Source organism: Streptomyces sp. NPDC002867, assembly GCF_053591895.1.
In genome coordinates this window covers 53498-65998 of the sequence record NZ_JBSFUR010000006.1, presented here as the reverse complement: position 1 = coordinate 65998, position 12501 = coordinate 53498, and the positions used below count along the sequence as shown (strand labels likewise).

Sequence of the window (12501 nt, the reverse complement as noted above, 5' to 3'; positions counted from 1 at the left end):
AAGGGGTTGCGGAAGGATCTCAATGCGGCAACGGCACAGGGCCGGCCGACCCCTACGACACGATGTCCTTGCGGGAGAAGTTCCGGAAGGCGAGCGCGAACAGCACCAGCGCGTACGTGACCGACACGGACGCCCCCTTCACCATGCCCGTCCACTCCAGCTGCGGCTGGAGCGCGTCGATCCAGGCGAACTGCCAGTGCGCGGGGAGCACTTCGCGCCAGCCGCCCAGCGCCGTGACGGCGTCCAGCACATTGCCGATGATGGTCAGCCCGACCGCGCCGCCGACCGCGCCGAGCGGTGCGTCGGTCTTGGTGGAGAGCCAGAACGCCAGGCCCGCCGTGACCAGTTGGGAGACGAAGACGAACGCCACCACGATCCCCAGCCGCCCCAGTGACGTCCCGGCACCGAGCGATCCGCCCGTCGGCAGTTCGAGCGGCCCCCAGCCGTAGGCGACCGTGCCCGCCACCAGCGCCACCAGCGGCAGCAGCACCATCGCCGCCGCGCTGAAGCCGAGCGCCACGGCGAGCTTGGACCACAGCAGACGCGTCCGGGGCACGGGGGCGGCGAGCAGGTAGCGCAGCGACGACCAGCTCGCCTCCGAGGCGACGGTGTCGCCGTGGAACAGCGCCACGGGCACCACCAGCAGGAAGCCCGCCGAGACGAACAGGCAGGTGGCGGCGAAGTTGGCGCCGGACGCGGTCGCCGTGTCCATCAGGGTGATGCGGCCGTTGTCGCGGCCGTCCGGGGTGCCGCCGATCGCGAACGCCGCGATGAGGACGAACGGCAGCGCGGCCAGGATCCCGGCCATCACCAGGGTCCGGCGCCGCCTCAGCTGCCGGACCGCCTCCACCCGCAGGGGCAGCGTGCGTCCGGCCCGGTAGCCGGGGGCCGACCCGATGGGCGTGGCGTCTTGCACGGGCGCGCTCATGCCGAGCCTCCGATCAGGGTGAGGAACGCGTCCTCCAGGCGGCGGTGCGGTCCGACGCCCGTCAACGGCACGTCCAGACGGACCAGTTCGGTGATCATCGCCGTGGCGCTCGCGCCGTCCAGCCGTACGAGCAGGCCCTCGTCCGTGCGCACGGCCGAGCCGATGCCCGGCAGCGCGGCGATCTTCTCGACGACCGGTTCGGGCACCTCGCCCGCCGTGGTGACGAGAAGGGTGTCGCTCTCGCCGGTGATCTCGGCGACGGGACCGGCCTGTACGAGCCGGCCGCGGTCCATGACGACGAGGTGGGTGCAGGACTGCTCGACCTCCGACAGGAGGTGGCTGGAGACGATGACGGTCCGGCCCCCGGCCGCGTACCGGATCATCACGTCCCGCATCTCGCGGATCTGCGGCGGGTCCAGCCCGTTGGTCGGCTCGTCGAGGATCAGCAGGTCCGGCAGGCCGAGCATGGCCTGCGCGATGGCGAGACGCTGTCGCATGCCCTGGGAGTAGGTGCGTACGGCGCGGGCCAGCGCGTCACCGAGGCCGGCGATCTCCAGCGCCTCCTCGATGTGCGCGTCGGCGGCCGGGCGGCCGGTCGCCCGCCAGTACAGCTCCAGGTTCTCGCGGCCCGACAGGTGCGGCAGGAAACCCGCGCCCTCGACGAACGCGCCGACCCGGGAGAGCACGGGGGCGCCGGGCCTGATGGCGTGGCCGAAGACGCGGATCTCGCCGTCGTCGGGCCGGATCAACCCCATCAGCATGCGCAGGGTGGTCGTCTTGCCGGCGCCGTTGGGCCCGAGCAGTCCGAGCACCTGGCCCTTCTCGACGCGGAAGGAGAGGTCCCGTACGGCGTACCGGTCCGCGGACTTCGCGTAGCGCTTGGTCAGTCCGCTGATCTCCAGCGGTACGCCGGCGCGCTCCGGGTCGGGCGCCGGTGCGACGGCCCGGCGGCGGGCGGTGAACAGCAGGGCGGCCGCGACAAGGGCTCCGGCGGCCGGCAGCGCCCACACCCACCAGGGCAGGCCGGCGGCCTGGGTGCGCACGGCGGGGGCGGTGGGCACGGTGAGCGCTCCGGCGAGGGAGACGGTGTACGTGGCCGGTTCGCCCGGGGAGGCGTAGCCGAGGTCGGTCGCGGACAGGACGAGACGCAGCCGGTGTCCCGCGTCGACCTCGTGGTCCACGGCGGGCAGTGTGAGGGTCACCTTCTGCGCCCGCGCGGCGTCCTCGACCCGGACGGGCGCGACGAGCTGGGCGGGCAGCACCTGCTGCCTGCCGTCGGGCCCGACGTCGTACACCTTCCCGAACAGCACGGCGTCGCCCCGGTCGGCGGCCACCTCGACGGTGACCCGCGGGGAGCCGGTGATCCGGGTGGCGCGGCCCAGCGGCGCGGAGGTGAAGCTCGCGAACTGGCCGGGGAAGTCGAGGGAGAGGCCGACGCCGAGCGACGACAGCGATCCGGCCCCGCCGCCGAGTCCGGGGACGGCGGAGATGGCGGGCGGGTTGGCGCCCGCCGGATTGGCGATGCGCTGTTCGGGTCCGGTGAGGGGGAACGTGCGGGGGCCGCTCGCGAGGCCCGGGTAGCGGTCCGCGGTCGCGCCGCGCAGCAGTGCCTGCCCGTCGGTCGAGTCGACGCCTCCGGTGCGGCTGACACGGAAGGCGGGCCCGGTGTCCGCGCCCTTGTCCTGCCGCAGGTACCGGTCGAACCAGGCGGTGATCCGCGCTTCCACGCGGCTCGTCTCACGGTCTCCGCCGTCGTGCCCGCCGGCGGTCCAGTCGACCGCGACGGGTGCGCCGTTGCCGCTGACGGCCCGGGCCATGGCGTCGGCCTGGGAGAGCGTGAAGAGCGAGTCGGACTGGCCCTGGACGATGAGCGCGGGAACCGCGATCCGGTCCGCCACCGCCGAGGGGCTGCGCTCCTCGAGGAGCGCCCGGGCCTCGGCGTCGGGCCTTCCGGCGACGGCGACGCGCTCGTACATGGCGCACAGCCGCGGCTCGAAGCGGCCGCAGCCGGCCGGGTTCACGGGGCCGGCGGCGGTGCGGCCGCCGGAAGCGTCCGCGGCGCCCTGCTCGGCGGCCTCGCCCGCGGGGGCCTCACCGGCGGGCGGCGGGGCCACTCGCCGGCCGGGGTCGGGTGCCGACCCGGTGGAGAAGAAGATGCCGGCCCACAGCTTCTTGAACACGTCGTCGGGGAACAGGGCCTCGGCGAGGTTCCAGTACGTGATCCGGGGGGCGATGGCGTCGACGCGCTTGTCGTACCCGGCGCCGAGCAGCGAGATCGCGCCGCCGTACGAGGAGCCGGTGATGCCGACGCGCGGATCGCCGTCCTCGTCGAGCTGCACCTCGGGCCGCCGCGCAAGCCAGTCGATCAGCCGGGAGACGTCCTTGACCTCCTTCTGGGGGTCGTTGATGCCGATGCGTCCGGTGGACTTCCCGAAGCCGCGTGCCGACCAGGTCAGGACGGCGTACCCGTCCTGGGCCAGCTTCTCCGCCTGGGCCCGTACGTCCTCCTTGCTGCCCCCGAAGCCGTGGCCGATGAGCACGGCGGGCCGGCGCCCGTCGCCGCCGGCGGTGAAGTACGAGGTGTCGATCTGCGCCCCGGGCATGTCCAGCGCCCGGTCCTCGCGGTGCACGGCGGGCGGGCCGTCGTCGGCGACCGCGGTCCAGGTGCCCGCGCCCGCGAGGACGGCGAAGGCCGCGACACCGGCGAGCCATCGGCCGCGTGGTCCGGTCCTGAGCCGGCCCAGGGACCGGGGAAGTCGGATCTCCATGGGAAAACCCTAAGCGGACGGCCTGTGCGAGCTCGGCTGCCGCCAGGCGGAACCCACGGACCTTCCTGAGGAGTACGCGGCTGGTCCGCGTACACCGGACGCGGTACGAGCACCGGACATTCCGGGCACGAGGCAGGGGCACACAAGACCCACACTTACTGACTGGTAGTCAGATCCCTTTGTTCATGCGGGGACCATCCACCTCCCGCTCCCTTGTGTCGCAGGTCACGTCACACGACTCTGGTGGACAGAACCGCACGTCCTGGCACCATGCACGCCCGTACTTGCCCGTAACCGGTCAACGAAAGGTACAGGTGCACGAGATGGGACCCACTGCCCGTCGCGCGGCGGCGCTGATATCAGCAGTCGCCGCCGCGACCGGTCTCCAGTTCGCCATATCCCCCACCGCGCAGAGCGTGACCCTCGGCGATCTTCGTCTCGCCCCCACTGCAACCGCCGTACACAACAGCTGGATCGTCGTCCTGAAGGACGGCAGCACACGTGCCGCCGATCTCGGTGTCACGCCCAAGCACACCTACCGCAGCGTCCTGAGCGGTTTCTCCGCCTCCATGTCCGAGGAGAAGGCCAAGGAGCTCGCGGCCGACCCGCGGGTGGCGTACGTCGAGCAGAACTCGATCGTCCGTCTCAACGAGACCCAGCCGAACGCCACCTGGGGCATCGACCGCATCGACCAGCGCAGCCTGCCGCTGTCGAAGACATACACGTACAGCACGACCGCGTCGACCGTGAACGCGTACATCATCGACACCGGAATCCGCACCTCGCACAGCGAATTCGGCGGACGCGCGCGCGTCGGAACGGACACGGTGGGCGGCGGCCAGAACGGCCAGGACTGCCAGGGCCACGGCACGCACGTGGCGGGCACGGTCGGCGGCAGGACCTACGGCGTCGCCAAGAACGTCAACCTGGTCGCCGTACGCGTCCTGGACTGCAACGGCTCCGGCACCACCGCCGGTGTGATCGCGGGCGTCGACTGGGTGACCGCCAACGCCAGGAAGCCGGCCGTCGCCAACATGAGCCTCGGCGGCTCGGCGAACACCTCGCTCGACAGCGCGGTGAAGAAGTCGATCGCCTCCGGCGTCAGCTACTCCATCGCCGCGGGCAACGGCCTTCCCGTCCTGGGCCTGCCGGCCAATGCCTGCGACTACTCGCCCGCCCGCGTCCCCGAGGCGATCACGGTCGGCGCGACGGACAGCGCGGACCGCCGGGCGTCGTTCTCCAACTACGGCACCTGCCTGGACCTGTTCGCACCGGGCGTGTCCATCACCTCGGCGTGGAAGGACAACGACACGGCCACGAGCACCATCTCGGGCACGTCGATGGCGGCCCCGCACACCGCGGGCGCGGCCGCGCTCTACCTGTCCACCCACCCCACGGCGACCCCGGCCCAGGTCAGGGACGCCCTGGTCGCCAACGCGACCAGCGGCAAGGTCCAGAACGCGCTCACGGGCTCCCCGAACAAGCTGCTGTACTCGCTGTTCTAGGCGCGCCCCGAAGGAGCGGTACGGACACCGAGGGCGGGCCCGGCGACGGGCCCGCCCCGGTCCTGTGCGTCAGTGGTTGCGCGGGAAGCCCAGGTCCACGCCCGCCGGGGCGTCGGCCGGGTCCGGCCAGCGGGTGGTGACGACCTTGCCGCGGGTGTAGAAGTGCACGCCGTCGTTGCCGTAGATGTGGTGGTCGCCGAAGAGCGAGTCCTTCCAGCCGCCGAAGCTGTGGTAGCCGACGGGGACCGGGATCGGTACGTTGACGCCGACCATGCCGGCCTCGATCTCCAGCTGGAAGCGGCGGGCCGCGCCTCCGTCACGGGTGAAGATCGCGGTGCCGTTGCCGAACGGCGAGGCGTTGATCAGCGCCACGCCCTCCTCGTACGTCTCGGCGCGCAGCACGCACAGCACCGGACCGAAGATCTCGTCGCGGTAGGCGTCGGAGTCGGTGGAGACCTTGTCGAGCAGGGACAGGCCGATCCAGTGGCCGTCCTCGAAGCCGTCTACGCGCAAGCCCGTGCCGTCGAGGACGACCTCGGCGCCCTGGTCGGCGGCGCCCTTGACGTAGGAGGCGACCTTGTCGCGGTGGGCGGCGGTGATGAGCGGGCCCATCTCGGAGGCGGGGTCGTTGCCGGGGCCGATCTTGATCTTCTCGGCGCGCTCGCGGATCTTCTCGACCAGCTCGTCGCCGACCGCGCCGACGGCGACCACCGCGGAGATCGCCATGCAGCGCTCGCCCGCCGAGCCGTACGCTGCCGACACCGCGGCGTCGGCCGCCGCGTCCAGGTCCGCGTCCGGCAGGACCAGCATGTGGTTCTTCGCGCCGCCGAGCGCCTGGACGCGCTTGCCGTTGGCGGAAGCGGTGGTGTGGATGTAGCGGGCGATCGGGGTGGAGCCGACGAAGGAGACCGCGGCGACGTCGGGGTGCGCGAGCAGCGCGTCGACCGCGACCTTGTCGCCGTGGACGACGTTCAGCACGCCGTCGGGCAGGCCGGCCTCGGCGGCGAGCTCCGCGAGCAGGTTCGCGGCGGACGGGTCCTTCTCGCTGGGCTTGAGGACGAAGGTGTTTCCGCAGGCGATCGCCAGCGGGAACATCCACATCGGCACCATCGCCGGGAAGTTGAACGGCGTGATGCCGGCGACGACGCCGAGCGGCTGGCGGATGGCGGCGACGTCGACACGGTTGGAGACCTGGGTCGACAGCTCGCCCTTGAGCTGGGTGGTGATGCCGCAGGCCAGCTCGACGATCTCCAGACCGCGGGCCACCTCGCCCAGTGCGTCCGAGTGGACCTTGCCGTGCTCGGCGGTGATCAGGGCGGCGATGTCGTCGCGGCGGGCGTCGAGCAGCGCCCGGTACCGGAACAGAACCGCCGTGCGCTGCGCCAGCGACGACGTGCCCCACGTCGCGTACGCCTCCCTGGCCGCGGAGACGGCCGCGTCGACCTCCTCCACGGAGGCCAGGGCGACCCGGGTCGTGACCTCTCCCGTCGCCGGGTCGGTCACCGGACCCCAGTTGCCGGACGCACCCTCGACGGTCTTGCCACCGATCCAGTGGTTGACGGTCTTCGTCATGGCGAAAAACTCCTTCAGAGATGGCGGCGTCGGGATGCGACTTGCCGGTCGTACTCCTCCCGGGCCCAGGCCGCCGACGGGCGGGTCGCGGTCTCGGCCACCGGAACATCCCACCACGCCTGTGCCCCGGGCGCGCCCGACACAATGTCTGCCGTTCCGGTCTCCACGTAGACACATGTGGGGGCGTCCGCCGCACGTGCCTCGGCCAGTGCTTCGCGCAGGTCACGCACGGTCCTGGCGCGGATCACCCGCATGCCCAGCGACTCGGCGTTCGCCGCCAGGTCGACGGGCAGCGGCGGTCCTGTGTACGTGCGGCCGGGGCCGGTCCGCTGCCGGTAGTCCGTGCCGAAGCGCTCGGCGCCGACCGTCTCGGACAGGCCTCCGATGGACGCGTACCCGTGGTTCTGAAGGATCACCATCCGGATCGGGACGCCCTCCTGCACGGCGGTGACGATCTCGGTGGGGTTCATCAGATACGTGCCGTCGCCGACCAGCGCCCAGACCGGGCGTCCCGGTGCGGCCATCGCCACGCCGATCGCGGCCGGGATCTCGTAGCCCATGCAGGAGTAGCCGTATTCGACGTGGTACTGGTCGGCGGAGCGGGTGCGCCACAGCTTGTGCAGGTCGCCCGGGAGGGAGCCGGCGGCGTTGATCAGGATGTCGTCCTCGGTCACGAGGGCGTCCAGGACGCCGAGGACCTGGGGCTGGGTGGGCGCCGCGTCCTCGTCACCCGCCGCGTACGCGGCGTCGACCCGTTGCTCCCAGCGCTCCTTCCCCCGCGCGTACTCCTTCTCGTACGCCGCGTCCACGCGGTGGCCCGCGAGGGCGGCGGCCAGCTCGGCGAGTGCGGCGCGGGCGTCGGCGACGAGCGCGAGGCCGGCCATCTTGTGGGCGTCGAAGGCGGCGACGGAGATGTTGACGAAGCGGACGCCGGGGGCGGCGAAGAGGGTCGAGGAGGCGGTGGTGAAGTCGGTCCAGCGGGTGCCGGCACCGATCACCAGGTCGGCGGTGCGGGCCAGGTCGTCGGCGGTGGCGGTACCGGTGTGGCCGATGCCGCCGATGTCGCAGGGATGGTCGTGCGGCAGAGATCCCTTGCCCGCCTGGGTGGAGGCGACGGGGATGCCGGTGGCGTCGGCGAGCGCGCGCAGCGCCTGCTCGGCCTCGCTGTGGCGGACGCCGCCGCCCGCCACGATCAGCGGCCGGTGTGCCCGGCGCACCGCGTCCGCGGCCTGCGCGAGCGCGTCCGTGTCGGGGCGGGCGCGGCGCACGTGCCACACCCGGTCGGTGAAGAACTCCTCCGGCCAGTCGTACGCCTCCGCCTGCACGTCCTGCGGCAGCGCGAGCGTGACGGCGCCGGTCTGCGCGGGGTCGCTGAGGACGCGCATCGCCTGGAGCGCGGCCGGCACCAGGGCCTCGGGGCGGGTGACCCGGTCGAACCAGCGGGAGACGGGGCGCAGGCAGTCGTTGACCGACACGTCGCCCGCGTACGGCACTTCGAGCTGCTGGAGCACGGGGTCGGCGGGGCGGGTGGCGAAGACGTCGCCGGGCAGCAGGAGGACGGGCAGGTGGTTGACGGTGGCGAGCGCGGCGCCGGTGACCAGGTTCGTGGCGCCGGGGCCGATGGAGGTGGTGACCGCGTGCGCGGACAGCCTGCGGGACTGGCGGGCGTAGCCGACGGCGGCGTGCACCATGGACTGCTCGTTGCGGCCCTGGACGAAGGGCATGTCCGCGGAGGACTCGACGAGGGCCTGGCCGATGCCCGCCACGTTGCCGTGCCCGAAGATGCCCCAGGTGGCGGCGATCAGCCGCCGGCGGCGGCCGTCGCGCTCGGTGTACTGGTGGGACAGGAAGCGCACCAGAGCCTGGGCCGTGGTCAGCCGCGTCATCGGTAACCCTCCGCGTGGTCGGGGTGGAAGCGGATCAGCCATTCCCTCTCGGCGGCCGGTCCCGCCATCACGTTGAGGTAGTACATGGCGTGGCCCGGCTCAGCGACGGACGGCCCGTGCCAGCCGTCGGGGACGAGGACCGCGTCGCCGCTGCGGACCTCGGCGAGCACATCGGCGCCGCCGGGACGCGAGGGCGACACCCGCTGGAAGCCGACGCCACCGCCGTCGATCTCGAAGTAGTAGATCTCCTCGAGCTCGCTCTCCTCGCCGGGGACGCGCTCGTCGTGCTTGTGCGGCGGATAGGAGGACCAGTTGCCGCCGGGGGTGAGCACCTCGACAGCGATCAGCCGGTCGCAGGCGAACGCACCGGCAGCCGCGAAGTTGCGCACTTCGCGGGCCTGGATCCCGCTGCCGCGGGCCTCGACGGGTACCTCCGGCGCGGGGCCGTAGCGAGCGGGGAGTCGGCGCTCGCACCTCGCTCCTGCCAGGGCGAAGCGGCCTCCCGCGCCGGAGGCGATCTGGGCATGGGCGTCTCTCGGCACGTACGCGAAGTCGCTCACTCCGCCGAACACGCCGTCCCGCCCCTGCAGTTCAAAGATCTCGCCTTGCGTCTGCACCGTGCAACCGCCGCTGAGGGGCAGCACGATCCATTCGCTGTCGCCGGTGGTGAGCGGATGCGAACCGCCCGGTTCCAGCTCCAGCACGCGCAGCTGGGAATAGCCCCAGCCGGCCTCCTCGGGGGTGATGCTCAGGGCGTACGGTCCATGGGCGGCGCTGCCCGCGGGGACGTGCAGGCCGGGCAGCTTGCCGGCCGGCGTCCCGCCGCCGCGCGGTGTGCCGTTGCGCGGTGCGGCGCCGGCGCCCGGCGCGCCCTGGTGCGGTTGGTCGTGGCTCATGCCTTCTCCGTACCCCCTACAGCAGGCCCACGGCCGTATCGACCGCGCCCGCCACGTCGCCGTCGACCGGATAGAGCAGCGCGCGGCCGGCCACCAGCCCCTGGACCGTGGGCAGTTGCAGTGCGGCGCGCCACCTCTCGTACGCCCTGTCCTGGTCCTTGCCCGCGTCGCCGCCGAGCAGCACCGCGGGGAGGGTGGAGGTCTCCATCACGGATCGCATGTCGTCTAGGTCCTCGGTCACGGGCACCTTGAGCCAGGTGTACGCGGAGGTGCCGGCCAGTCCGGAGGCGATGGCGATGGACCGGGTCACGGCCTCGGCTCCGAGATCGTTGCGCAGCCGGCCGTCGATCCGGTGACAGAGGAACGGCTCCACGAAGACGGGAAGCCGACGCTCGGCCATCTCGTCGACCGCGCGGGCGGCCGCGGCCAGGGTGTCGAGCGAGGCCGGGTCGTCGTAGTCGATGCGCAGCAGCAGCTTTCCCGCGTCGAAGCCGAGCCGGTCCAGATCGCGGGCGCGGTAGCCGGTGAACCGGTCGTCGAGCTCGAACGACGCGCCCGCGAGCCCGCCGCGGTTCATGGAGCCCATGACGACCTTGTCGTCGAGCGCGCCGAGGAGCAGCAGGTCGTCGAGGATGTCGGAGGTGGCGAGGACGCCGTCGACCCCGGGGCGCGAGAGGGCGAGGCAGAGCCGCTCCAGCAGGTCGAGCCGGTTGGCCATGGCGAGCGGGCGGTCGCCGACGGCGAACGTGCCGCGGGCGGGGTGGTCGGCCGCGATGATCACCAGCCGTCCGCGGTCGCCGACGAGGCGCGTGCGTCTGCGCCGCCGCGTGGCGGCCTCGGCGACGGCCTCGGGGTGCCGGGTCCGGATCCCTACGAGCTCGCCGATGTCGACGCGGCTCACGAGGCCCCCCGCGCCCGGTCGATGCGGCTGGGGTCCGAGGGGACGGGGCCGCCCGCGAGGACTTGGGCGACCTCCTCCTCGTACGGCATGGCCGTCGAGCAGGCGAGGCGCGCGGCGACCACCGCTCCCGCCGCGTTGGCGAAGCGCATCACGCGGTCCAACTCCCAGCCCGCGAGCAGCCCGTGGCACAGGGCCCCGCCGAACGCGTCCCCCGCCCCCAGCCCGTTGACCACGTCCACGGGCACGGGCGGTACCTCGGCGCGTGTGCCGTCCCGGTGCACGGCGAGCACCCCCTTGGGGCCCTGCTTGACCACGGCGAGCTCGACGCCCGCGGCCAGCAGCGCCTCGGCGGCCGCGTCCGGCTCACGCTCGCCGGTCGCGATCGCGCACTCCTCTGCATTGCCCACGGCGACGGTCGCCAGAGCGAGTGCCTTCGCGTAGTGCGGGCCGGCCGACTGCGGGTCGGCCCAGAACATCGGCCGCCAGTCGAGGTCGAACACGGTCGTCCCCGACTTGTCCCGGTGCGCGAGCGCGGCCAGCGTCGCCGTCCGGCTGGGCTCCGCGCACAGTCCCGTGCCGGTCATCCAGAAGATCCGCGCCGCCCGGATCGGCTCCGGCTCCAGCTCGCTCTCCCGGATCTCCAGGTCGGGCGCCTTGGGCTGCCGGTAGAAGTAGAGGGGGAAGTCGTCCGGCGGGAACATCTCGCAGAAGGTGACCGGCGTCGGGTACTCCTCGACCGGCGTCACCCACCGGTCGTCCACGCCGAACTCGCGCAGCGCCTGGTGCAGATACTCGCCGAAGGGGTCCTGCCCGGTCCGGGTGATCACGGCCGTCCGCCGGCCCAGCCTGGCCGCCGCGACCGCGACGTTCGTCGCCGAGCCGCCGAGGAACTTCCCGAACGTGTCGACCTGCGCCAACGGGACCCCGGTACGCAGTGGATAGAGGTCCACCCCGATCCGGCCCATCGTGATCACGTCGTACGGCAAAGACATGCGCGTCCCTTCGGTCAGGGGGTGCCCTCAGGTCTAGCCCTCACCCATGAACCCTGTCAATGTTTTGTCCGGACATTCGGACCAAGCCTTGACACCCTTCTCCGGCGGCCGGAAAGCTGACCGGCATGACCTCCTCCGTCCCCGCCCTGAACCGCATCCGGGTCGGCTCGGCCCCCGACTCCTGGGGCGTGTGGTTCCCCGACGATCCCCAGCAGGTCCCCTGGCAGCGCTTCCTCGACGAGGTCGCCCGGGCCGGCTACGAATGGATCGAGCTCGGCCCCTACGGCTATCTCCCGAGCGACCCCGCGCGGCTCACCGAGGAGACCGCCCGAAGGGGACTGAAGGTCTCGGCCGGCACCGTCTTCACCGCACTGCACCACGGCCCCGCCGTCTGGGAGCAGACGTGGGCCCACGTCTCGGACATCGCCGCGCTCACCCGCGCCATGGGCGCGGAGCACCTGGTCGTCATCCCCTCCTTCTGGCGCGACGACAAGACGGGCCGGGTGCTGGAGGACCGCACGCTGACCTCTCGGCAGTGGCGCGATCTCACCGCCCAGAGCGAACGCCTCGGCCGCGAGGTGCGCGAACGCCACGGGCTGAAGATCGTCGTCCATCCGCACGCGGACACCCACATCGACACGGAGGAGAACGTCAGCCGCTTCCTCGACGCCACCGACCCCGACCTCGTCTCCCTCTGCCTCGACACCGGCCACTACGCCTACTGCGGCGGTGACAGCGTGAAGCTCATCGAGACGTACGGCGAGCGGATCGGCTACCTCCACCTCAAGCAGGTCGACCCCGCGGTGCTCGCCCAAGTGGTGGCCGACGAGGTGCCCTTCGGCCCGGCGGTCGGCCGCGGTGTCATGTGCGAACCCCCGGCCGGCGTACCCGCGCTGGAGCCCGTCCTGAACGCGGCCTCGGCTCTCGGTGTCGACCTCTTCGCCATCGTCGAACAGGACATGTACCCCTGCCCGCCGGACAAACCCCTCCCGATCGCGGAACGCACGCGCGGATTTCTGCGGTCCTGCGGCGTCTGAGCGCCTGCTGCGCATC

At 72.6% G+C, this 12501-nt stretch carries 9 protein-coding genes; 2 read left to right on the top strand and 7 right to left on the bottom strand.

The annotated features are described in order from the left end of the window. Positions 1-52: 52 nt before the first annotated feature. Positions 53-928, bottom strand: coding sequence for an ABC transporter permease (locus ACWD0A_RS07795; RefSeq protein ID WP_451295652.1), 876 nt, complete (start codon positions 926-928; stop codon positions 53-55). Further along, positions 925-3696 (bottom strand): alpha/beta fold hydrolase, encoded by a 2772-nt coding sequence (locus ACWD0A_RS07790; RefSeq protein WP_451295650.1) that lies wholly within the window; start codon positions 3694-3696, stop codon positions 925-927. The genes ACWD0A_RS07795 and ACWD0A_RS07790 overlap by 4 nt, the downstream gene beginning before the upstream one ends. Before the next feature lie 314 nt (positions 3697-4010). Between ACWD0A_RS07790 and ACWD0A_RS07785 the strand changes: the two genes are divergently transcribed. Further along, complete coding sequence (locus ACWD0A_RS07785; protein WP_451295648.1) at positions 4011-5201, top strand: S8 family peptidase; 1191 nt, start codon at positions 4011-4013, stop codon at positions 5199-5201. Between the two features lie 69 nt (positions 5202-5270). Here the strand turns inward: ACWD0A_RS07785 and mmsA are convergent, their stop codons facing one another. Genes mmsA through iolC form a run of 5 tightly spaced genes read right to left on the bottom strand, consistent with a single transcriptional unit; the run spans position 5271 to position 11448 of the window. Beyond that, a complete protein-coding gene (gene mmsA, locus ACWD0A_RS07780) occupies positions 5271-6773 on the bottom strand; it encodes a CoA-acylating methylmalonate-semialdehyde dehydrogenase (protein ID WP_177150902.1) in 1503 nt (500 codons plus the stop codon). Positions 6774-6787: 14 nt separating this feature from the next. Further along, positions 6788-8659 carry a 3D-(3,5/4)-trihydroxycyclohexane-1,2-dione acylhydrolase (decyclizing) gene (gene iolD, locus ACWD0A_RS07775; RefSeq protein WP_451295646.1) on the bottom strand — a complete coding sequence of 624 codons (1872 nt, stop codon included), beginning with the start codon at positions 8657-8659 and terminating at the stop codon, positions 6788-6790. Next, positions 8656-9555: a 5-deoxy-glucuronate isomerase gene (iolB, locus tag ACWD0A_RS07770; protein WP_451295644.1), complete on the bottom strand. Its 900-nt coding sequence runs from the start codon at positions 9553-9555 to the stop codon at positions 8656-8658. Before iolB ends, iolD begins: the two co-directional genes overlap by 4 nt. Before the next feature lie 16 nt (positions 9556-9571). Then, the gene (locus ACWD0A_RS07765; RefSeq protein WP_451295642.1) at positions 9572-10456 is read right to left on the bottom strand and encodes a Cgl0159 family (beta/alpha)8-fold protein; all 885 of its coding nucleotides are present in this window, start codon (positions 10454-10456) and stop codon (positions 9572-9574) included. After that, positions 10453-11448, bottom strand: coding sequence for a 5-dehydro-2-deoxygluconokinase (iolC, locus tag ACWD0A_RS07760; protein WP_451295640.1), 996 nt, complete (start codon positions 11446-11448; stop codon positions 10453-10455). The genes ACWD0A_RS07765 and iolC overlap by 4 nt, the downstream gene beginning before the upstream one ends. A gap of 125 nt (positions 11449-11573) precedes the next feature. Here iolC and ACWD0A_RS07755 point away from each other — a divergent pair, with 125 nt between their 5' ends. After that, a complete protein-coding gene (locus ACWD0A_RS07755) occupies positions 11574-12485 on the top strand; it encodes a sugar phosphate isomerase/epimerase family protein (RefSeq protein WP_451295638.1) in 912 nt (303 codons plus the stop codon). Positions 12486-12501: the final 16 nt, after the last annotated feature.

Excerpts from the sequence above, each read along its gene's own strand:
- ACWD0A_RS07795 (WP_451295652.1), bottom strand. The coding sequence starts at position 928 with ATGAGCGCGCCCGTGCAAGACGCCACGCCCATCGGGTCGGCCCCCGGC.
- ACWD0A_RS07790 (WP_451295650.1), bottom strand. The coding sequence starts at position 3,696 with ATGGAGATCCGACTTCCCCGGTCCCTGGGCCGGCTCAGGACCGGACCA.
- mmsA (WP_177150902.1), bottom strand. The coding sequence starts at position 6,773 with ATGACGAAGACCGTCAACCACTGGATCGGTGGCAAGACCGTCGAGGGT.
- iolD (WP_451295646.1), bottom strand. The coding sequence starts at position 8,659 with ATGACGCGGCTGACCACGGCCCAGGCTCTGGTGCGCTTCCTGTCCCAC.
- iolB (WP_451295644.1), bottom strand. The coding sequence starts at position 9,555 with ATGAGCCACGACCAACCGCACCAGGGCGCGCCGGGCGCCGGCGCCGCA.
- iolC (WP_451295640.1), bottom strand. The coding sequence starts at position 11,448 with ATGTCTTTGCCGTACGACGTGATCACGATGGGCCGGATCGGGGTGGAC.
- ACWD0A_RS07755 (WP_451295638.1), top strand. The coding sequence starts at position 11,574 with ATGACCTCCTCCGTCCCCGCCCTGAACCGCATCCGGGTCGGCTCGGCC.